Genomic DNA, 21,217 nt, shown 5'->3' with positions numbered 1-21,217 from the left:
CTCATCCACCCGGCGCGCATTCGACGACGCCGCGCCGTTCGAGATCCCCGATGCGGCTTTCCGAGATATCCAGTTCCCTCAGGATGCGCGCGGTGTGCTCGCCGAGCGCTGGCGGCCCGAGCTTGTTGACGGACTCGATCTCCGAGAATTGCGGCGGAAAGTCGAACACCTTGACGGGGCCGACCGCGCTCGGCACGTCCTTGACGAAGCCGCGGGACGTCACGCGGGGATGGTTGAGCGCCTGCGCCAGATCGTTCAGCGCGCCGGCGGGAATGCCGAATTCGTGGAAGCGCGCCAGCCAGTATTCGCGATCGTGCCGCGCGATGGCCGCCGACACGACCGCGTCGACCTCGGAGCGATGCGCCATGCGCAGCGCGTTCGAGGCGAAATCGGGATGATCGACGATGTCCGGCCGCTCGATGGCGTTGCAGAAGCGCTCCCACATCGCGCGATGCCCCGAACCGGCCGCCAGGATGACGGCAAGGCCGTCACTCGCGACATAAGGCCCATATGGCGTCATGGTGTGATGATGCAGGCCAACGCGCTTGGGAAGCTCGCCCTTGTACCAGTACATGTAGGGGAAATAGCCGGTCCAGGTCAGCACCGCGTCCAGCAGCGCGATCTCGATCCGCTGGCCCTTGCCCGTCCGTTCGCGATGGTAGAGCGCTTCGAGGATCGCGATCGTCGCATACATCGAGCCCGATATGTCGCAGACCGAAAGCGACAGCTTGGCGGGATGGTCTTCGGTTCCGTTGGTCGAAATGAGGCCCGCCTCGCCCTGCACGATCAGGTCGAGCGCGGCGCGGTCTCTATAAGGTCCCTCCTGCCCGAAGCCGGAAATGCGGCAGAAGATCACCTTGGGGTTGCGGGCGCGGAATATATCGTAGGTCAGGCCCCATTTCTCGAGCGTGCCGGGAACGAAATTCTCGATCACGATGTCGGACTTCTCGACCAGGGACAGAAGGATATCCCTGCCGTCCGCGGTGCCCAGATCGAGCGCAAGGCTTTCCTTGCCCGGATTGACCCAGGCATGGCCCGAGCACATGCCGAGTACGATGTCGTCCCAGAACCGCACGATGTCGCCGCCGCCCGGCCGCTCGACCTTGACGACGCGCGCCCCCATCTGGCTGAGCAGCCGCGTCGCGAACGGGCCCGATACGCCCTGGGTGAGATCGAGTACCGTAATGCCTTCAAGCGCAACGCTCACGCGCGTTTCTCCCGGTTGAAATGTGATTTCTTCTTGAGCAGCAGCAGCCGCTCGCCTTCGACGACGACCTTCTTGTCCTGGTTTGTCCCGACGAAGCGGTAGCGCATGAAGCCGGCGCCCGGGCGCTCGCTCTCCGCCTTCAGTTCGAGGACTTCGCTGGCCGCATGGAGCGTGTCTCCCGCGAACACCGGATGGGGCATCTTCACCGCGGTGAGGCCGAGATCGGCGAAGCTGTTCTCGCTCATGTCCTCGCTGGTCAGGCCGATGACGATGCCCAGCGTGCAGGGCCCGGGTACGAGACGTTCGCGGAAATTCCCGTCGAGCAGGGCCTGCGAATAGGGCAGATTGAAATGCGCCTGCGCCGTGTTCATCGACAGATGCGTCAGCAGATAGTTGTCGAACTGCTCGACCGTGCGCCCGCGCTGGTGCTCATAGGTGTCGCCGACCCGGAAATCCTCGAAGTAGTTTCCGCTGCCCGTGACGGACATGATCACCGCTCCCCCAGGATGCGCCGGGCGATGACTTCGCGCTGGATTTCGCTCGTACCCTCGCCGATCGTCAGCAGCGCGGAGTCGCGCCAAAAGCGGTTGACGGGCTGTTCGTAGGCGAAGCCGTTGCCGCCGTGGATCTGCACCGCCTCGCGACAGACGCGCTGCGCCATTTCGGAGGCGAAGAGCTTGGCGAGGCCCGCCTCGAGGTCGGCGCGTTCGCCGCGATCGACCTTCGCCGCCGCCAGATAGCCGAGCTGGCGCGCCGCTTCGATCTCAGCCGCCATGTCCGACAGCTTGCCGCGGATGGTCTGGAATTTGGCGATCGGCTGGCCGAACTGCACGCGCTGTTTGGCGTAGTCGAGCGAGGCTTCGTAGGCCGCCTGGGCAAGACCGATGCAGCGGAATGCGAACTGCACCCGCACCATCTCGTAGCCTTTCATGAGCTGCTTGAAGCCCTGGCCTTCGACGCCGCCCACCAGATTGTCCTGCGGCACCTCGAAGCCGTCGAAGAAGAGCTGATAGGTGTTCATCCCGTGATAGCCGACCGTGCGGATGCGCTCGCCGGTCAGGCGCGGCGGGACGAACGCGTCGCCCGGTTCCTTCTCCACCATCAGAAGGCTGATGCCGCCATGCTTCACCTGTTTGTCCGTGCGGCAATAGGTGAAGAGGATGTCGGCGCGATTGGCGAAGGTGCACCACATCTTCGTGCCGTTGACGACATAGCGATCGCCGCGCCTGACGGCCGCGGTCTTGATATTGCCCGCGTCCGAGCCCGCCTCGGGCTCGGTCCCGGCGGATGCCGTCTGGAGGGCGCCGGAGAGCAGCAAGGGAAGATATTTCTTCTTCTGCGCCTCGGTCCCGGCATTGGCCAGGATATGGCCGCACATCCAATTGCGGGCCGGAAGGCTGCCGACCGAAAGCGAGGCGCGCGACAGTTCTTCGGAGACGACGGCGACGCCCATCGCGCCGTATTCCAAGCCGCCATGCTCTTTCGGACCGAGAACCGCAAAGAATCCCATTTCCGCCATCTTGGCGATGAGTTCCTGCGGTATCTGCTGGTCTTCGATGTCCAGCCGGCCCGCCAGCGGCAGGACCTCGCGCGTGGCGAAGTTGCGGGCGACGTCTTTCAACTCCGCGATGTCCGGCGGCAACGACATCCAGACGCTCCTTCAATGATCGTTCGGTTGCGGACGCAGGCGCACGAGATTGCGCCGCACGAAATCGAGGACCGGCTGGTCCTGCTGGTTGGCGGCGCTCGTCTTCCATTCGACGATCCCCCAGCCGGGGCGCGACGCCGACAATCGCTTCCACAGAACGACGGATCGCGCGCAAATCGTGTCGCCCGGATAGACGGGGGCATGGAAGGCAAGATCGTCGACCCCGAGGAACGGCCCGCCCGCCTCGGACAGGTCCTCGACCGACAAGCCGAGGGCCGTGGCGAAGACGAATAGCGGGTTCACCGGAATGGCCCGATAGCCGAGCTCCTTGGCATAGACCTCGTTGAAGTACAGCGGGTTGTACTGCATCGTCATCGCGCTGTAGGAAATTCCGTCATGCGCCGTGAAGGTCCGGCCCCAGTGGTGGACGAAGACGCGGCCTTCGGTGAATTCCTCGAAATAGGTCCCCCGGTGAACGCGTTTGATCGCCGTCACCGTCCACCACCGATGCATTGCGAGAGCAGCGAGCCGACGTCCTCCAGCCGCTCGATGTTCCATACCGCGCGCGCGATGGCCGCGGCCGCATCGCGAGCGATGGCGCGCGTCGCCAGCGAGAAAAACTTCTCCTCGACCTCCGCCCGGCTCAGCCGCCGCTCGGGCGTGCCGCGGCTGGTCGCCTCCCGGCGCCGAAGCTCGCGCCCGTCCTTCAGGATGATGCGCAACTCGCCCGGGAAGTGACGGGGATAGTCGCTCGCCGGATCGTCGCTGCAATGGATCCTGGCGGCAAGGTCGAGGATTTGCGGGTCGTCCAGCGGCTCATCATAGAACGCCGCCAGATCGACGCGGCCCTTCACCAGCGCGACCGCGACAATGTAGGGGACGCTGAAAAGCGCGTCGTAGATCGTCGGCGGAACGATCCGGCGCGACCTGGGCTCGGCGACCATCGAATGCAGGCGCGCCGTCAAGGGGCAATCGATGCGCGCAATGTCGTCGACGTCGAGCTTGTCCCGCAGGAACAGCGCCGCATCGACGAAGGCGTGGATGAAATGGCAGCAAGGATAGGGCTTCAAGGCGAGCCCGAGCGCCGTCCATCGCCGGCCCAGGGCGAAGACCGGAGAACTCGTGCCTTCCGGGACGCGTTCGATATGGGCCATGTAGAAGCCGTGCGGCCCTTCCAGCACCGTCGCGGGACCGCGAAAGCCGGCGCGTCCCAGCGCCGCGGCCGACAGGCCGGCATGCGCTGCCCAGCCGGGATGCAGCCGCTTCAACCAGGACTCGCGCAGCTCCAGAACGCCCGACGCCATGCTGCCGCAAAGACCCAAGGCATTTCGGAGCGACTCGCGGCTGTCGCCTTGCAGGCGCGCCGACACCGCCGCGGCCGCGAAGGTTCCGCACTGGGAGGTCGGATGAAACCCCCGGTCGTGGAAAGCGCCGTTGGCCGCTTCGGCAAGCCGGCATCCGATCTCCAGGCCCACGACGAAGCCGGTGAGCAGCGTGCGGCCGTCGACTTTGCCGGCCTCGCCGGCCGCCAGCGCCGCGGCAAGCGCCGGCGCGCTGGCGTGATAGATCGCAGCGATATGCGTATCGTCGAAATCGAGGCCATGCGCAAGCGTGCCATTCACCAGCGCCGCCGAGGTGGCCGGCAGGCGAACGCCCGAGCCGACCGCCGTCGCCTGGTCCGCCTGGCCCATGGACATGGCCGCGTTCAGCACCGACTTGCCGAAATCCGTGACCGACGATGCGAGCGCGATGCCCAGCGCATCGAGGAAATGGGCCTTGGCCAGCCCGACGGCCTCTTCCGGGATCGCGTCCCAGGAAAGGTCGAGCGCAAAACCCGCCAATTGATCGGCCAGGGTCGGCGAGGGTTCCACGTGCAACTCTGGTTTGTTCATCGCATCCAAGCCCGTGACCTCGCCCGGCCTCCAATATTCCATCGGAGGATTCCGGCCGCGAGAGCCGCTGTTTTTATCGGATGCTGGTCATGACCGAACAACAAGGCAGGGCGGATTATTGGATCAGAAACTCCGATGAATGGCCGGCCGGGCCGGACATTCCGCGGCGTCAGTCAACGTCACGCCGCGGCCACCGCCAGCGCTTCGCACTGCACCAACATTGCGCCGCCCAATTCGTAATTCAGGATATGGCGGGCCGGGCGTGCATGCGGATCGGGGAACATCTTGACCCACTCCTCGTTGATGAGCGGCCTGGCCTCTTGCGTCTTGATCCAGATCGTGAGCTTGAGGATCGAGGCGCTGTCGGCGCCCGCCGCTTCGACGATGGCTTGCAGGTTGCTGAACATATGCCGGACCTGGTCCGCGACGTCCGGCGGCATGACACCGGACCGGCGGTCCACGCCGCGAATGCCGCCCGTCGCGATGAACGGACCGACGCGCGAGGCGGTCGGAATCGGCAGATTCCCATGGCTCAGGCCCGCGACCTCGATGCTTCGACGCGTCGCGCTCACATTGCACCTGCCTTGCCGATGGACCGCCCGGCGGCCGGAAGACGCGGAAGATTGTAGATCTCCATCGTCGTCTTTCCGCCGCGCAGCGCCTCGATGAGAACCGCTTCGTGCCGGTCGCGGTCTTCCGACAGCGCGATGACCTCCGGGGCCCGCGTCTTCGGCAGGATCACAACGCCGTCGGCGTCGCCGAACACGAAGTCGCCGGCATGAATGTCGATATCGCCGATACGGACCGGTTCGCCCAGAGAACCCGCGCCATCGGGATCCTTTCCCGTTCCCCGGATGCAGATCGTCCTGGAAAACACGGGAAAATCCATCGCGACAAGGCGCCGGCTGTCGCGAACCCCGCCGGTGATCACCAATCCTTCGATGCCGCGCTGGCGCGCGGCGACGGCCATGATCTCGCCCCAATAGCCGAACTCGTCGCCATCGCCCACATCGGCGACGATCACGTCGCCCGGACCGGCTGCCTCGATCGCCCGATGGAGCCAAAGATTGTCGCCCGCCGGCGACAGGACCGGAAACGCCCGTCCGCATACGGTCATCCGCGGCGACACGGGCTTGAGCGCGCAAGGCAAGGCGCCCGCGCGGCCCGCGGCCTCGTGCAATGTCGCCGACGACAAGGCGCGGCCGCGCGTCAACCAGTCTTCCGATATTTCGTCCGCCATAGAATCCTTGTCCCAGCCGTTGCGCCGGCGCGATCTTTCCGGCACCGGCGAGCGCAACATTCAACACATCGCCGCGACGAACAAGGACGGCGGAAGTAATTACTTCCGAGGCTACACCGAACAATCGGCGATGCGCCGACATCGGGCTTCGCGGCGCGGCGATTCAGTCGCCATCCTCCGCGAGCCTCGCAGTGCAATCGCTATTTGCGCGATGGATTGATTGATAGGCAGCCACATATTGACCGCTGCCATCGCTGATCTCCTAATCGACGCTAAGAAATGCCGTCGGAACAATCATCGACGGCGCCGCAAACGGGGGGATGCTTAACCAATCAATCATTGCGGGACGATTGACGCAACGTGGCGGCGCTGCCGCCGCCAACAAATACCTGCCGCTTCGGAACGATCGATCGTCGAACGTGCCGGTGGGTCAAGAACACTGCTTCGAAAAACTTCCAGGGAAAGGCATTTGGTATGAGTACGCATATTCGGGGGAAATTCACATATCGGCCGGCAAGCGGCGGACAGAAGGCGCTGCGCCTCCTGCTTGCGTCAGTGTCGTCGGTCGTGCTCGCCACGCAGGCCGTGCAGGCGCAGCAGGCGGTGCCCGACACGAGCGCCGTCGAGACCGTGGTGGTGACCGCCGACAGGCGACTGGAAAACGCCCAATCGGTTCCGGTGACGCTCACTGCGCTTTCCGCCGACACGCTTCTGCACAGCGGGATCGACAACATCGCCGGCATCACCGCGGCGGTTCCGGGGCTTGAGTTCACCCAGAACCTGACCGGCGGCACGCCCTTCATCCGCGGCGTCGGCACGACCAGCGCGCTGACTGGCCAGGAAGGGTCGGTCGCGGTCTACGTCGACGACGTTTACATCGCGGCGCCGTCGGGCACGCTCTTTTCGCTGAACAATATCGACAGGCTCGAAGTCCTGAAGGGACCGCAAGGCACGCTGTATGGCCGCAACGCGACGGGCGGCGTCGTGCGCGTCATCACCCGCACGCCGTCGCAGGATGCCTCCGGCCAGGCGACGATCGGATACAGCAACTACAACACGATCGAAGGCACCTTCTACGGAACGGCGGGCCTCGCGGACGGCGTCGCGGCCGATCTCGCCGTCTACGGCAACAGCCAGCTCGACGGCTGGGGCAAGAACCTCACGACCGGGAAGGATGCGTTCAGCCAGGACAATCTTTCCGTCCGCAGCAAGCTGCTCTGGAACATTTCTGACCAGACCAGCGCCACGCTTGCGGTCGACTACAGCCAGGCGCGGAACGAACTGGGCCAGGGCTATCACCCGCTTCCCGGAACCATTGCGGCCGACCACGTCACGAAGTTCACCAGTTTCTACGATACCGCCGGTTCGCCGAACGACGATGCGAGAACCCAGCAGGGCGGCGTGTCGCTCAACATCGACCAGGATTTGTCGTTCGCGCAGTTGAAGAGCATCAGCGCCTATCGCCTGCTCACAGTCCGCGAAAACTACGATCAGGACGCGACGCCGCCGACCATCGCCCAGATCAACTCGCAGCAGCGGGAGGCGACGTTCACGCAGGAGCTGCAGTTGCTGTCGCCGACCGACAGCAAGATCACCTGGATCATCGGAGGATACTATTTCGGCGACACCACGACGTTCCGGCCGGTGATCAACAAGAACGCCGTCTCCGCCTCCATCATCAACTCGCGGCAGGGGACAGGCTCGTACTCGGCCTTCGGCCAGGCCACGGCGCCCCTGCCCTACGACACCAACCTGACCGCGGGTATCCGCTTCACGCGGGACAACAAGGACGTGTCCGGCACGACCACGACGCTGGCCGGCATGAGCGTCCCCATTTTCCAGAAGACGCATTACGAGCGCGTCACCTATCGCCTCTCGCTCGATCATCACTTCACCGACGACATCATGGGATATGCGTCGTTCAACACCGGGTTCAAAAGCGGCATTTTCAACACCATTGTCTACAGCGCCAAGCCCGTGCGGCCGGAAAACATCAAGGCCTATGAGATCGGCCTGAAGTCGGAACTGTTCGATCACCGACTCCGGCTCAACGTGTCTGCGTTCTACTATGACTACCGCGACATTCAGTTGGCGCAGATCCTTGCGGGAACATCCATCCTCATCAACGCGGCCCGCGCGGAGATCAAGGGCATCGATGCGGATTTCGACACCGTCCTCACCGACAATCTTCACGCATCGGGCGGCTTCTCGATCCTGGACGGGACCTACACCTCGTTTCCGAACGCCCCGACCTATGTCCTGAACCCGGCAGGCGGCGCGACCCTGTCGTCCATCAACGCGACCGGCTTTCCGACCGTCGATACGCCGAAGTTCACCTTCAGCTCGCTGCTGTCCTATACCCATCCCGTCTCGTGGGGCGAGCTGGCCGCGGACCTCAGCTATTCGTACAATGACGGCTTCAACTTCAGTCCCGACAAGGTCCTGCGCCAGCCGTCCTACCAGCTCGTCGGCCTTTCGCTGGGCTGGAGTTCCTCCGACACGAAATGGGGCGTCCGCGTCTTCAGCAACAACTTGCTGAACGAGCATTACTATACCAACATGAAGACATCGACCTTGGGATTTCAGGGCTCGCCGGCGGAGCCGCTCACTTACGGAATCCGGCTGACGACAAACTTCTGATGCAACAATCGGGCATTGCGGCAGGCGCGCTGCCGCAATGCCGCTGCAGAATCGGCGAGTAGAGTCTTTGGACGCGAATACCGAGAATGCGACTTCCGCCGCGGCACAACCGGACGGCGCCGATCTGGGTCCCGCGCGCGCCTACCGGGGCTACATACTGGCGCTCGTCCTGGTCGGCTTCGCGCTCAACTTCGTCGATCGGCAGATCGTGAGCGTGTTGCTGCAGCCGATAAAGAACGACCTGCATCTGTCGGATAGCGCGCTCGGCTTTCTTTCCGGCCTGGCATTCGCCCTGTTCTACGCCACCCTGGGCTTGCCGATCGCCCGGCAGACCGACAAGGGTTCGCGCCGCATCATCATGAGCCTCTCCATCGCCGTGTGGAGCCTCATGACGACGCTGTGCGGTTTCGTGCAGAACACCGCGCAGCTTCTGCTGGCGAGGTTCGGCGTGGGGATCGGCGAGGCCGGCTTCACGCCCGCCGCGATGTCGATCCTCGCCGACTATTTCCCCAAGGAAAAACGCGCGACCGCCTTCGCGATCGCCAACATCGGACCGATGCTGGGACTTCTGCTGGGATTTCTCATCGGCAGCGTCGCGCTTCGTTACATAGGGTGGCGGGGCGCCTTCATGATCGCCGGCGCGCCGGGCCTTCTGTTCGCGGCGGTCTTCTTCCTGACCGTTCGCGAACCGTCGCGCGGCATGTCGGATGGGGTGTCGCCCGCGCCGCAATCGCCTCCGCCCCTGATCCGCAGCCTTCCGGTGCTGTGGAACATCCGGGCTTACCGATTCCTGATGTTCGCCTGCGCGTCGTTCAGCTTCTGCAGCGTCGGCCTGTCGACCTGGATACCGTCTTTCTTCGTTAGAAGTTACGGCTACCTGCCGGCGAACATCGCCCTCATCCTGGCGCCCATCCTGGGGATCGGCGGCGCCCTTGGGATATTTTTGGGAGGCTACTTCGCGGACAGGCTTTCAAGGCGCGATGCGCGCTGGGCGCTGTGGCTGCCGGCCTGCGCGGCGCTCATCGCCCTGCCCGCGGCGGCGCTGACCTTCGTCATACACCAGCCGGTCGTCGCGCTGGCGCTGTATGGGTTCACCTATTTTCTCGCCTCCAGCTATGTGGCGCCCGCCTTCTCGACGATTCAGGTCCTCGTGCCGCTGAACGTGCGGGCGACCGCGACCGCGCTGGTTCTGTTCGCCGTGAACCTCATCGGATTGGGCCTAGGGCCGCAGGTCGTCGGCATCCTGAGCGATGCGCTGACGCATCGGCTTGGCCCGGAAGCCTTGCGCATGGCGCTCGCGCTTTCGTCCATCTTGTTCGTTCTGCCCGTCCTGCTGTTCTGGGCCGCGTCCAGACATCTCCGCCCGCAGGCGACCACGCTCGAGACATCGGCGGACGCCGCCGCGAAGACAACCTTCGGCCCGTAGCCGGGTGTAGTCGGAATGGTACAGTTGGGTGGGCTCGAACCACCGACCTCCGGATCCACAATCCGGCGCTCTAACCAGCTGAGCTACAACTGCACGGTCCCGCGCGGGGAGCGGGAAAATATGGCCCGCCCCCCGCAAAAGCAAGGCTTTCCGCCCCGCGATCCGGACTGCGAAACCCCGGCGGGCACGCTATGCTCGCCGCGCCATGAATCGTCGCATTCTCCTGAGTTTTCTGGGCGGGTTGGCCGTGCTGATCGTCCTCGCGGTCCTCGCGGTCCCGTTCGTGGTGCCGACCGGAACGCTGCGCGATCAGATCGAGCAGCGCGTGAGCCAGGCCACGGGGCGCGCCTTCCGCATCGAGGGCGATCTCGCCTTCTCGCTGTTTCCGACGCTGGGCCTCACCGCGCACCGCGTGACGCTGGCGAACATGCCCGGCGGGCGCGCGCCGCATCTCGCGGAAATCGACGTCCTGCGCATCGGCATCAAGCTTCTGCCGCTGCTGTCCGGCCGGATCGAGGCGGACCAAATCGAATGCGACCGGCCGCGGCTCGCGCTCGAGGTGGCGCGCGACGGCCGCGCCAATTGGGAGCTGACGCCCGGACACGGCGCCGCCGCCGGCACCGGCGTCGCCGCCAAGACGGCGTTCGCCGGCATCGCGGTCGCGGACGGCACGGTCGCCTACGACAATGCCAGGCTGGGCATCAGCCGCGAGATCGACCATCTCGGCGCCAAGGTGGCGCTGACCCGGCTCGACCGCCCCGCCGGCGTGAGCGGCACGTTCGCGTTTCGCGGCCGCCGCCTGAATTACAGCCTGTCGGCCACGACGATCCAGACGCTGCTGGCCGGCAAGGGCACCCGCGTCACGGTCGCCGTCGCCTCGGATTTCCTGAACGCCGGCTTCTTCGGCACGATCGGCGGCGACGGGCTGATCGGCGGCACCGGCTCGCTGCGCACGCCCTCACTGAAGGATGTCGCGGCGTGGCTGGGTCATCCCATCGCCGCCGGACATGGCCTGGGCGCGCTCGACATTCGCGCCGCGGTGGCGGCGCACGACAGGAGCCTTTCGCTCACGAACATGACCGCGAAGCTCGACGGGATGAATGTCTCCGGCTATCTCGACGCCGATCTGCGCGCCGCCGTGCCGGCGGTCGACGGCGTGCTTTCGATCGACCGGCTCGATCTCAACACCTATCTCGGCGGCGCGCCGCCGGGGCCGCATATGCCGAACGCGGCGCCGCCGGCCGGGCCGCCGGGCGGCGGCTGGAGCAAAGCCGCGATCAAGCTCGACCTGCTCAAGCTGCTGAACGGCCGCCTGACGCTGAACGCGGGCCGGCTCGACGTCCTGCATCTCAAGCTCGGGAAAACCGTCATCGCCGCCGCGCTCGACGGCGGTGCGATGACCGCGACGATGAACCCGATGCAGCTCTATGGCGGCACCGGCGCCGCGACGTTGAGCGTCGATACCCGCCCGCCCGTGCCGCGCATCGCCAACAAGCTCGCCTTCGCCAACATCGCGTTCGGGCCGTTCCTGGCCGATACGATCGGCGTCGACAAGATCGACGGCCGCGGCACGATCGTGCTCGATGTCGTGTCCAGCGGCGCCTCGCCCGATGCGATCATGCGCGGCCTGTCCGGCAAGGGGTCCGTCGTCATCGGGCATGGCAGCGTCCGCGGCGTCGACATGGGCATGGTGGCGCGCTCGGTCGCCACCATCCTCAGCGCCGGCGCCACGGCGACCGAAGCCGTCACCGATTTCGACAGGTTCGGCGGCAGCTTCACGATCGCGAACGGCATCCTGACGAACAAGGACCTCAAGCTCTCCAGCGCCTTCGTCAACATGACGGGCGCCGGCGCCCTCGACCTCGGCAACCAGACCATCGTCTATCGCATCGAGCCCAAGGCCTCGATCGGCGGGAAGCTGAAGCTTCTGGATGTCGGCGTGCCCTTCGCGATCACCGGGCCGTGGCGCCATGTGCGCTATGTGCCCGACCTCGCGGGTGCCGTGACCGGCCTGATCGGCGGCCTCCTGAACACCGGAACCGCCCCCATCGCCGGCCTGCTGAACGGCCTGACCGGACCGCCGGCGAACACGAAGAAGAAAAGTAAATCGGTCGGCGATACGCTAAAGGGCATGTTCGGCATTCACTGAGGCGCGGCATGAAGAGACGGACCATCATCATCCTGGGCGTGGCCGGCGCGGTGCTGGTCGTGCTTGTGGGCGCCTATTTCTGGCTGACCCGCACCCTGCCCGTCCTCACCGTCGCCACCTGGTCCGGCCCCTATAGCCGGGCCCAGGCCAACGCCATGTTCCGCACCTTCGGTGAGGCGAAAAGCTATGACGTCCGCATCGCACTTTATGACGGGGGCCTGAGGGAGCTGCAGCAGATGATCGGCAGCGGCCGCTATGAATGGGACGTGATGGATTTCGAGCTTCCCGACGCCATCGCCGCCTGCCGCCAGGGCCTGCTCGAGCATATCGACGCCGCCAGCCTTCTGCCGGGCGCGGACGGAACGCCGGCCGCGAAGGATTTCGTGAAGAACGCCATCGGACCGTGCTGGGTCGGCAGCGTGGTCTATTCCCAGGTCATCGCCTATTCGCCCCGCCGCTACGGCCAGGCGCACCCGCAGACCGCCGCCGATTTCTTCGACCTGAAGCGCTTTCCCGGTCCGAGAGCGCTGCGCCGGGGCGCCAAATTCAACCTCGAACTCGCCCTCCTGGCCGACGGCCTGAAGCCGGCGGATGTTTACGATGCCTTGCTGACGCCGGTCGGGATCGACCGCGCCCTGACCAAGCTTTCGACGCTCAAGGGTTCGCTGGTCTGGTGGAGCAATTCGGCCGACGCGATCGCCATGCTCAACGACGGCCGCGCCGCCTTCGCCACCGTGCTCGACGGCGACGTCTACGACGCGGCCCAGCACCATCGGGCCGTGAGCGTGATCTGGGACGACCAGCTCTACGAGCTCGACGTCTTCGGCGTGCCCAAGGGCAATCCGCACAAGGACGTGGCGATGGAGTTCGTGCGGTTCGCGACCGCCCCGCAAGCGCTCGCGGGCGTCGCGAGCTGGGTGCCCTATGGGCCGGCGCGACGGTCCGCCCTGCCCCTGGTCGTCAGGAATCCGGAGCTCGGGACCGACATGACGCCCTACCTTCCGACCGCGCCGGCGCACTTCGCGACGGCCTTCGCGGTGGACGACGAGTGGTGGCAGCTCCACGGCGCCGATATCGATCCGCGCTGGGAGGTCTGGATGGCCTCGCAATGAGGCAGCTTTTGCGAATATTACGTGCACGCACGATTTGCTGAAATCTTCCGCGACGTCCATCGCGTGGCGCGCAATCGCGCATTGACATCGCCTTAACCGTCGCAGAGTTTGATTAACGCCGAAGCAAAGGGTGTGGGGCCGGCAGCAAGCGATGTTCTCTTATGCTATCCGGCGGCTGCTGGGCGCCATTCCCACCCTGTTCATCATCGTCACCCTGTCGTTCTTCATGATGCGCCTGGCGCCGGGCGGCCCGTTCGACAGCCAGCGCCAGCTCCCGCCCGAGATCAAGCACAATATCGAGGCGGCGTATGACCTCGATAAGCCCGTCTACCAGCAATATTTCATCTATCTCGGCAAGCTGGCACATGGCGATTTCGGACCGTCGTACAAGACCAAGGATTTCACCGTCACAGAGCTGATCGCCGACGGCCTGCCGGTGACCGTCCGCCTCGGCCTCTCGGCCATCGTGCTGTCGATCTTCATCGGCATGCTCCTGGGCACCGTCGCGGCCCTGAAGCAGAACAGGATCGCCGATTACTCGGTGATGTCCGCCGCGATGGTGGGCATCACGATCCCGACCTTCGTCACCGCCCCGATCCTGACCCTTCTGTTCGGCGTCTACGGCATCACGCTGTTCGGCTACGACCTGTCGCTGCCGGTGGCGGGCTGGGGCGGCGGGGCCCTGCGCAACATGATCCTGCCGGTCGTCGTGCTGGCCTTGCCGCAGATCGCCTATATCGCGCGGCTGACGCGCGGCAGCATGGTCGAGGTTCTGCACTCCAACTACGTCCGCACCGCCCGGGCCAAGGGCCTGTCGAACTTCATGATCGTGGTGCGCCACGCGCTGCGCGCCGCCATCCTGCCGCTGGTGTCCTATCTGGGGCCGGCCATCGCCGGCATCCTGACCGGCTCGCTGATCGTCGAGCAGATCTTCGGCATCCCCGGCATCGGCCGCTATTTCGTGCAGGGCGCGCTCAACCGCGACTACACGCTGGTGATGGGCGTGCTCATCTACTACGCGGTCGCGGTGATCCTCCTGAACCTGCTGGCCGACCTCGTCTACGCCGTGCTCGACCCGCGCGTGAGGTATGCGCGATGAGCGTTCCCTTCGCGCCCGACCGCATCGAGGAGGTGATGGAACGCACGCTCGACGTGCAGGGCCGCAGTCTGTGGGATGATGCCTTCCGCCGCCTGGTCCGCAACCGCGCGGCGGTGGTCAGCATCGCGGTCCTGGGCCTCATCGCGCTGGCCGCGATCTTCGGGCCGTTCCTGCTCGCCTACGACTATGCCTACCAGAACTACGACATCGTCTCCTGCGCGCCGGACTGGTGGCCGGACAGCGCCGTGTTGTGCAGCGCCGGCGCCGCCCACTGGTTCGGCACGGATTCCCTCGGGCGAGACCTGCTGGCGCGCACCCTGGTGGGCGCGCGCGTGTCGCTCGCCGTCGGCCTGATCGCCACGCTGGTCAGCCTGGTGATCGGCGTCACCTATGGCGCCACCGCCGGCTATATCGGCGGACGGGTCGACGAATTGATGATGCGCTTCGTCGACGTGCTCTATTCGATCCCCTATATCTTCCTGGTCATCATCCTGATGGTGATCTTCAACCGCAATTTCTACCTTCTGTTCGTCGCCATCGGCGCGGTGGAATGGCTCACCATGTCGCGCATCGTGCGCGGCCAGACGCTGTCGCTCAAGCAGAAGGAATTCGTCGAGGCGGCGCGCGCCGGCGGCGTCGGCGGCTTCGGCATCATCACCCGCCACATCATCCCCAACGTGTTCGGACCGGTGATCGTCTATGTCACGCTGACGGTTCCGGCCTCGATCCTGGCGGAGAGTTTCCTGTCCTTCCTCGGCCTCGGCATCCAGGAGCCGCTGACATCCTGGGGCGTCTTGATCTCCGAAGGCGCCGCGCAGATGGAGACCGCGCCCTGGATGCTGATCTTCCCAGCCGCCTTCATGGCGGTGACGCTGTTCTGCTTCAACTTCATCGGCGACGGGCTGCGCGACGCCCTCGATCCGAAGGACCGCTGAGATGCCCGCCGGCCCGATCCTGGAAGTCAAGGACCTCGACGTCCGCTTCGCCACGCCCGACGGCGAGGTCCACGCCGTCAGGAACGCGAATTTCTCGATCGACGAAGGCGAATGCCTGGGCGTGGTCGGCGAGTCCGGCTCGGGCAAGAGCCAGCTCTTCATGGCGACGATCGGCCTTCTGGCCGGCAACGGCAAGGCGGCCGGCAGCGTCAAATATCGCGGCCAGGAGATCCTCAATGTCGGCCAGCACCGCCTGAACCGCTTCCGCGGCTCCAAGATCACCATGATCTTCCAGGACCCGCTGACCAGCCTGACGCCGCACATGACGGCGGGTGCGCAGATCATCGAGGCGCTGCGCGTCCATTCCGGCCTGCCGCGCGACGAGGCCGAGAAGCGCGCCGTCGAAGTGCTCGAACTGGTGCGCATCCCCGAAGCGCGTCGCCGCATGAAGCAGTATCCGCACGAATTGTCCGGCGGCATGCGCCAGCGCGTGATGATCGCGATGGCGACCGCCTGCGGCCCCGACCTTCTGATCGCCGACGAGCCGACCACCGCGCTCGACGTGACGGTGCAGGCGCAGATCCTGGAGATCATGCGCGACCTCAAGACCGAGCTGAAGACCGCCATCGTGCTCGTCAGCCACGACATGGGCGTGATCGCCGGCGTCGCCGACCGCGTCCAGGTGATGCGCCAGGGCGAGATCGTGGAGAGCGGGGCGGTCGACGACATCTTCTACCGGCCGCGCCACGACTATACGAAGATGCTGCTGAACGCGATGCCGCGTCTCGACCGGCCCGAGCGCGAGGGGCACACCCATGCGCCGGCGCCCAAGAGCGACAAGGCGGTCCTCGACGTGCGCGACCTCAAAGTCTATTTCCCGGTGCGCGGCAGCGGCCTCTTCGCCAAGCCCAGGTCGCTGCGCGCGGTCGACGGCGTGAGCTTCACGCTCCGCGAGGGCGAGACGCTCGGCATCGTGGGCGAGTCCGGCTGCGGCAAGTCCACCCTGGCGCGCGCCGTGCTGAAGCTCCTGCCCAAGACGGACGGCACGGCGGTCTGGATGACGCGCGATCTCGGCACGATCTCGCCGGCCGAGCAGCGCCGGCTGCGCAAGGACCTGCAGATCGTCTTCCAGGACCCGCTCGCGAGCCTCGACCCGCGCATGACCATCGGCCAGTCGATCGCCGAGCCGCTGCGCACCCTCAGCCCCGAATTGTCGCGCGAGCAGGTGAAGGCCAAGGTGCGCGCCATGATGCAGCAGGTCGGGCTCGAGCCGGGCTGGATCAACCGCTATCCGCACGAATTCTCCGGCGGCCAGAATCAGCGCGTCGGCATCGCCCGCGCCATGGTCGTCGAGCCCAAGCTGGTGATCTGCGACGAGGCGGTGAGCGCGCTCGACGTCTCCATCCAGTCCCAGATCATCGACCTGATCGTGAAGCTGCAGACCGATTTCGGCATGTCGCTGATCTTCATCAGCCACGACCTGTCGGTCGTGCGGCAGATTTCCCACCGCGTGATGGTGCTCTATCTCGGCCGCATCGTGGAGTTCGCCGACCGCGACGCGATCTACAAGGACGCGCGGCACCCCTACACCAAGGCGCTGATCTCGGCCGTGCCGATCCCCGATCCCAAGATCGAGCGCGCCAAGACGCGGGTGAAGCTCTCGGGCGACCTGCCCTCGCCGCTCGACACGCGGGCGCAGCTCAACTTCCTCAAGTCCAAGCTGGTCGACGATCCCGAGGCCGAACAGTACCGGCCGAGGCTGATGGAGGTCGGCCCCGGCCACCTCGTGGCCGAGTTCGACTCCGCCTGATCACTTCAGCCGGCGCACCTTGTAGAGGACCGACGCGTCGTTCACGACGAGGTCGTAGGAGCCGATGAAGCCGCGGCTGATCGTGACGCTGTTCTTCGCGTTCTTCATGAAATGCGCCCTGCCGGCGTCGCTCTCGATCTGCTGCCAGATCTGTCCGTTGTCCAGCACCACGATGAACTTGTTGTGGGAGTTGAAGGACCAGTCGCGGACGCTGGCGGTGATGCTGTCGAGCTCCCGCGGCGGCTGGTTCACCGCCACCTGGCCCGGCGGCGGCTTCGGCGGCATGAGATTCTCGCCGCCGAACTGCTCCGGCGTGGTCTGCTCGCGCGGCGACACGCCCAGCATGCGCCCGGGATCGTACCAGGGCCGGTCGTCGGCGACCGGCGGCGGGGGTGGCGCAGGCGCGGCCGCAAGCGGCGCGGCGGGCGCCGCCGGCGGGGCAACCGGCGCGGATGCCGGCGGCAGGACGGCGACCGAAGGCGGCGGCGCGGCCGTCGCGGCCTGGGGCGCCTCGTCCCGTGCCGCCTTGAGCTGCGGATAGAGCGCGTCGTAGCAGGAGAGCCGGTCGACGCTGTCGTTGACGACGGCGCATTTCGCCATGCCGTCCACCAGATCCTGGCGGGGATCGGCCTGTGCGGCCAGCGGGACGAACAGAAGCGCGGCGGCGGCCGCGAGGCGGGGAAATGTCATCGATGGTCATCCGTCTGTGAGGCGCCCGGGTCCGGCCGACGGTCGGGCGTGCGAAGAATATGGTATCGACGGTCACTCTGCGAGGGCTTCGAGCGGCATGGCAAAGATCGGATGGGTTTACGCCATCATCCTCGCAGGCCTCGCCGCGGGCCCCGCATCGGCCCTGACGGTGCTCGATCGCGGCAACGGCTCGGAGATCAAGAGCCTCGACCCCCATTTCATCGACGGCATCAACGAATCCGCCATCGAGGGCGACCTGCTGGTCGGCCTGACGACGATCGACGCGGCGGGCGAGCCGATTCCCGGCGCGGCCGCGCGCTGGACCGTCTCGCCCGACGGCAAGACCTGGACCTTCCATCTGCGCGATCATCTCTGGTCGGACGGGCGGCCGGTGACCGCCGCCGACTTCGTGTTCGCCTGGCGCCGCCTGCTCGATCCCCGGACCGGCGCCTCCTATGCCTACAATCTCTGGGTCGTGAAGAACGGGCATGCGATCAGCACGGGAAAGCTGCCGCCCGCCGCCCTGGGCGCCCAGGCCATCGACGACAAGACCCTGGTGGTCACGCTGGAGCACCCGGCGGCCTATCTGCCCCAGCTCCTGACCCACGACACGACCTATCCCCTGCCGCGCCATGTCGTCCTCGCCAGGGGTGCCGGATGGTCCCGGCCCGGCAGCTTCGTCGGCAACGGGCCTTTCGTCCCGCGCGAATGGATTCCGAACGACCATGTGACGCTGGTGAAGAATCCGCGCTTCTACGACGCCGGCCATGTGCGCATCGACGTCGTGAACTTCTATCCCATCGCCGACAGCAACGCGGCCTTGCGCCAGTTCCGCGCCGGCGAGCTCGACACCCAGACGCCGATCCCGCTGACCCAGATCGGCTGGCTCCGGCGGACCATGCCCGCGCTCGTCCACACCACGCCGCTCCTGGCCCTCTCCTACATCTCGATTAATCTGCAGCATCCGCCGCTGAACGACCTGCGGGTGCGCCGGGCGCTGAATCTGGCATTCGACCGCGAGATCGTGACGGAAAAAGTCCTGCGGCTGGGCGAGCCGCCCGCCTATGGCATCGTGCCGCCGGGCACCGCCAACTACCCCGGCGAGCAGTCCTACGACTTCCGCCCGCTGCCCGCCGCCGAGCGCCTCAAGAAAGCCCAGTGGTTGATGACCCAGGCCGGCTATGGGCCGGACAAACCCTTGCGCCTCGTCTTCGAGACCTATGACGAGCCCAACAACAAGCGCGTCGCTGCCGTGCTCCAGGCGATGCTGCGCGCGATCTGGGTCTATGTCGACATCGACGCCATCGACGCCGCCGTGCACGGCCGCAACATGGTCCAGGGCAATTACGACCTGGGCGCCGCGTCCTGGTTCGCCGACTTCAATGACGCCAGCAACTTCCTCGACCTGCTGCGCTCCGACGCCGGCAACAATTACGGCCGCTACCGGAATCCGGCCTTCGACGCCCTGCTGAATCGGGCCCAGGAGGAGCCGGACCTCGCCAGGCGCGGCCAACTCCTGGCCGCCGCCGAGCGCCTGGCGCTTAAGGACTATCCCTGGATCCCGACGCGCTTCCGCACCAGCCAGTATCTCGTTCAGTCTTACGTAAAGGGTTGGGTGGACAATCCCCGCGATCTGCACCGCACCCGCTGGCTGTGGCTCGAAAGACCGGCCCAATGAGCCGCAGCAGCGGGCGCCGGAAAATCCGCTATACACGTTGTGAATCGAGCAAGAGACCTTTGTACATGCCCGCAGCGCGGTTCGCCGCCATCGCCCTCCTGATCCTGCTCGGCGCCTGCACCAAATTCGGCACGGCGAGCCGGACGATCCATTCCCCGGACTATCTCGTGCGCGGCAACGGCATCGAGATCAAGAGCCTCGACCCGCACTATATCGACGGCAATTGGGAAGCCTTCGTGGTCGGCGATATCCTGGTCGGGCTGACGACCGACGCCGCCGACGGCACGCCGATCCCCGGCGCCGCGACGCGCTGGGAAACCTCCCCCGACGGCAAGACCTGGACCTTCCATATCCGCGACCATGTCTGGTCCGACGGCGTGCCAGTGACGGCGGAGGATTTCGTGTTCGCCTGGCGCCGCATCCTCGAGCCGGCGCGCGGCGCGCCCTATGCCTACTATCTCTGGCTGATCAAGAACGCCAAGCCGATCAGCGAGGGCAAGCTGCCGACCGAGGCCCTCGGCGTGACCGCCAGGGACGACAAGACCCTCGTCGTCGAACTCGAACATCCCGCGCCCTACATGCTCGAATACCTGCTGCACCAGGCGGTGTTTCCCGTGCCGCGCCACGTCGTGATGGCGAAGGGCGATGCCTGGGCCAGGCCGGAGAACTACGTCGCCAACGGCCCGTTCGTTCCGAAGGAATGGGTGCCGAACGACCATCTGACGCTGGTCAAGAACCCGCGCTTCTACGATGCGGCGAACGTCCGGCTGAAGACCGTCATCTACAAGCCGACCACGGACACGCTGGCGGCGCTCAAGTCGATCCGCGCCGGCGAGCTGGACACGCAGTATCTCATTCCCGCGGCCGAGATCGCCTGGATGCGCCACAACATTCCGCACGCGCTGCAGCTTCATCCGACGCTGTCGGTGGGATACCTGGTCGTCAATTTCCAGCGCAAGCCGTTCCAGGACCGCCGCATGCGCGAGGTGCTGGCGCTCGCCCTCGACCGCGAGGTCCTGTGCGACAAGATCCTGCGGCTGGGCGACGTCCCGGCCTATCACTTCGTGCCGCCGGGCGTGGCGAACTATCCGGGCGGCGCGCATCTGGATTTCCAGTCCCTGAACCGGGAGCAGCGCCTCGCCAAGGCCCGCGCCTTGATGGCGCAGATGGGCTATGGCCCGAACAACCTCTTCCACACCACCTTCGACACCTCGACCACGCCCGACTCCAAGCGCACCGCCGCGGTGCTGCAATCCATGCTGCGCGCGGTCTATGTCGACATCGAGATCGTCACCTCGGACGGCCAGTTCTTCTACAAGAAATTGCAGGAAGGCCAGTTCAACGTCGCGACCAGCGCCTGGATCGGCGACTTCGACGACGCCGGCACCTTCCTCGACCTGCTGCAGTCGGAGAGCGGCAACAATTACGGCAAATACAACAGCCCGAAATTCGACGCGCTGCTCGCGAAGTCCTATCTGACCCTCGACCTCAAGACCCGCGGCGAGCTCCTGCGCGAGGCCGAACAGACCGCGCTCGACGACGTGGCGGTGATCCCGGGACGCTTCCTGGTCACGCAGGACATCGTCGAGCCCTATGTGAAGGGCTGGGTCCCCAATATCCGCGACTTCAACCGCTCGCGCTGGCTGTGGATCGACCCCACCGCGACGCCCGAGCGCGGCAACTGACCGTCA

The 21,217-nt window shown here is 66.0% G+C and carries 18 protein-coding genes and 1 tRNA gene; 10 read left to right on the top strand and 9 right to left on the bottom strand.

The window, feature by feature from the left end; all coding sequences use genetic code 11:
• Position 1 precedes the first annotated feature (1 nt).
• The 7 genes from WDN01_01825 to WDN01_01795 all read right to left on the bottom strand — a co-directional run bounded on the left by WDN01_01825 (position 2) and on the right by WDN01_01795 (position 5,987).
• A complete protein-coding gene (locus tag WDN01_01825; GenBank protein MEJ0024739.1) occupies positions 2 to 1,207 on the bottom strand; it encodes a CaiB/BaiF CoA-transferase family protein in 1,206 nt (401 codons plus the stop codon).
• A complete protein-coding gene (locus WDN01_01820) occupies positions 1,204 to 1,695 on the bottom strand; it encodes a MaoC family dehydratase (protein ID MEJ0024738.1) in 492 nt (163 codons plus the stop codon). The genes WDN01_01825 and WDN01_01820 overlap by 4 nt, the downstream gene beginning before the upstream one ends.
• A gap of 2 nt (positions 1,696 to 1,697) precedes the next feature.
• The gene (locus WDN01_01815; protein MEJ0024737.1) at positions 1,698 to 2,855 is read right to left on the bottom strand and encodes an acyl-CoA dehydrogenase family protein; all 1,158 of its coding nucleotides are present in this window, start codon (positions 2,853 to 2,855) and stop codon (positions 1,698 to 1,700) included.
• 12 nt (positions 2,856 to 2,867) lie between these two features.
• On the bottom strand, positions 2,868 to 3,350 hold the full coding sequence (locus WDN01_01810; protein MEJ0024736.1) for a MaoC family dehydratase: 483 nt from the start codon (positions 3,348 to 3,350) through the stop codon (positions 2,868 to 2,870).
• The gene (locus WDN01_01805) at positions 3,347 to 4,726 is read right to left on the bottom strand and encodes an MmgE/PrpD family protein (GenBank protein ID MEJ0024735.1); all 1,380 of its coding nucleotides are present in this window, start codon (positions 4,724 to 4,726) and stop codon (positions 3,347 to 3,349) included. The genes WDN01_01810 and WDN01_01805 overlap by 4 nt, the downstream gene beginning before the upstream one ends.
• 200 nt (positions 4,727 to 4,926) lie before the next feature.
• Positions 4,927 to 5,319 carry a RidA family protein gene (locus WDN01_01800; GenBank protein ID MEJ0024734.1) on the bottom strand — a complete coding sequence of 131 codons (393 nt, stop codon included), beginning with the start codon at positions 5,317 to 5,319 and terminating at the stop codon, positions 4,927 to 4,929.
• Positions 5,316 to 5,987 (bottom strand): hypothetical protein, encoded by a 672-nt coding sequence (locus WDN01_01795; protein MEJ0024733.1) that lies wholly within the window; start codon positions 5,985 to 5,987, stop codon positions 5,316 to 5,318. The genes WDN01_01800 and WDN01_01795 overlap by 4 nt, the downstream gene beginning before the upstream one ends.
• Between WDN01_01795 and WDN01_01790 the strand changes: the two genes are divergently transcribed.
• From WDN01_01790 to WDN01_01780, 3 genes are all read left to right on the top strand, one after another.
• Positions 5,881 to 6,207 carry a hypothetical protein gene (locus WDN01_01790; GenBank protein MEJ0024732.1) on the top strand — a complete coding sequence of 109 codons (327 nt, stop codon included), beginning with the start codon at positions 5,881 to 5,883 and terminating at the stop codon, positions 6,205 to 6,207. The two genes, WDN01_01795 and WDN01_01790, sit on opposite strands and share 107 nt — an antisense overlap.
• Before the next feature lie 254 nt (positions 6,208 to 6,461).
• Positions 6,462 to 8,627: a TonB-dependent receptor gene (locus tag WDN01_01785; GenBank protein ID MEJ0024731.1), complete on the top strand. Its 2,166-nt coding sequence runs from the start codon at positions 6,462 to 6,464 to the stop codon at positions 8,625 to 8,627.
• Between the two features lie 67 nt (positions 8,628 to 8,694).
• Positions 8,695 to 10,053: an MFS transporter gene (locus WDN01_01780; protein MEJ0024730.1), complete on the top strand. Its 1,359-nt coding sequence runs from the start codon at positions 8,695 to 8,697 to the stop codon at positions 10,051 to 10,053.
• Between the two features lie 16 nt (positions 10,054 to 10,069).
• Here WDN01_01780 and WDN01_01775 read toward each other — a convergent pair.
• Positions 10,070 to 10,146 (bottom strand) — tRNA-His (locus tag WDN01_01775).
• A 112-nt stretch (positions 10,147 to 10,258) separates the two neighbouring features.
• On the opposite strand from WDN01_01775, the gene WDN01_01770 reads away from it, so the two are divergent.
• From WDN01_01770 to WDN01_01750, 5 genes are all read left to right on the top strand, one after another.
• Positions 10,259 to 12,202 carry an AsmA family protein gene (locus WDN01_01770; GenBank protein ID MEJ0024729.1) on the top strand — a complete coding sequence of 648 codons (1,944 nt, stop codon included), beginning with the start codon at positions 10,259 to 10,261 and terminating at the stop codon, positions 12,200 to 12,202.
• Positions 12,203 to 12,210: 8 nt separating this feature from the next.
• Entirely contained in the window at positions 12,211 to 13,314 is a 1,104-nt protein-coding gene (locus WDN01_01765) for an extracellular solute-binding protein (protein ID MEJ0024728.1), read from the top strand.
• Positions 13,315 to 13,465: 151 nt separating this feature from the next.
• Complete coding sequence (gene oppB / locus WDN01_01760) at positions 13,466 to 14,413, top strand: oligopeptide ABC transporter permease OppB (GenBank protein MEJ0024727.1); 948 nt, start codon at positions 13,466 to 13,468, stop codon at positions 14,411 to 14,413.
• On the top strand, positions 14,410 to 15,348 hold the full coding sequence (locus WDN01_01755) for an ABC transporter permease subunit (GenBank protein ID MEJ0024726.1): 939 nt from the start codon (positions 14,410 to 14,412) through the stop codon (positions 15,346 to 15,348). Before oppB ends, WDN01_01755 begins: the two co-directional genes overlap by 4 nt.
• A 1-nt stretch (position 15,349) precedes the next feature.
• On the top strand, positions 15,350 to 17,158 hold the full coding sequence (locus WDN01_01750) for an ABC transporter ATP-binding protein (protein ID MEJ0024725.1): 1,809 nt from the start codon (positions 15,350 to 15,352) through the stop codon (positions 17,156 to 17,158).
• On the opposite strand, the gene WDN01_01745 is transcribed toward WDN01_01750, so the two are convergent.
• On the bottom strand, positions 17,159 to 17,848 hold the full coding sequence (locus WDN01_01745; GenBank protein ID MEJ0024724.1) for a hypothetical protein: 690 nt from the start codon (positions 17,846 to 17,848) through the stop codon (positions 17,159 to 17,161).
• A 97-nt stretch (positions 17,849 to 17,945) separates the two neighbouring features.
• On the opposite strand from WDN01_01745, the gene WDN01_01740 reads away from it, so the two are divergent.
• Positions 17,946 to 19,526, top strand: a complete 1,581-nt coding sequence (locus WDN01_01740) for a peptide ABC transporter substrate-binding protein (GenBank protein MEJ0024723.1) — start codon at positions 17,946 to 17,948, stop codon at positions 19,524 to 19,526.
• 65 nt (positions 19,527 to 19,591) lie between these two features.
• The gene (locus tag WDN01_01735; protein MEJ0024722.1) at positions 19,592 to 21,211 is read left to right on the top strand and encodes a peptide ABC transporter substrate-binding protein; all 1,620 of its coding nucleotides are present in this window, start codon (positions 19,592 to 19,594) and stop codon (positions 21,209 to 21,211) included.
• Positions 21,212 to 21,217 lie beyond the last annotated feature (6 nt).

Source organism: Rhizomicrobium sp. (genome assembly GCA_037200985.1).
Taxonomy (GTDB): Bacteria; Pseudomonadota; Alphaproteobacteria; order Micropepsales; family Micropepsaceae; genus Rhizomicrobium.
The sequence above is the reverse complement of the archived record's forward strand: the minus strand, read 5'-3'. Positions and strand labels throughout refer to the sequence as shown.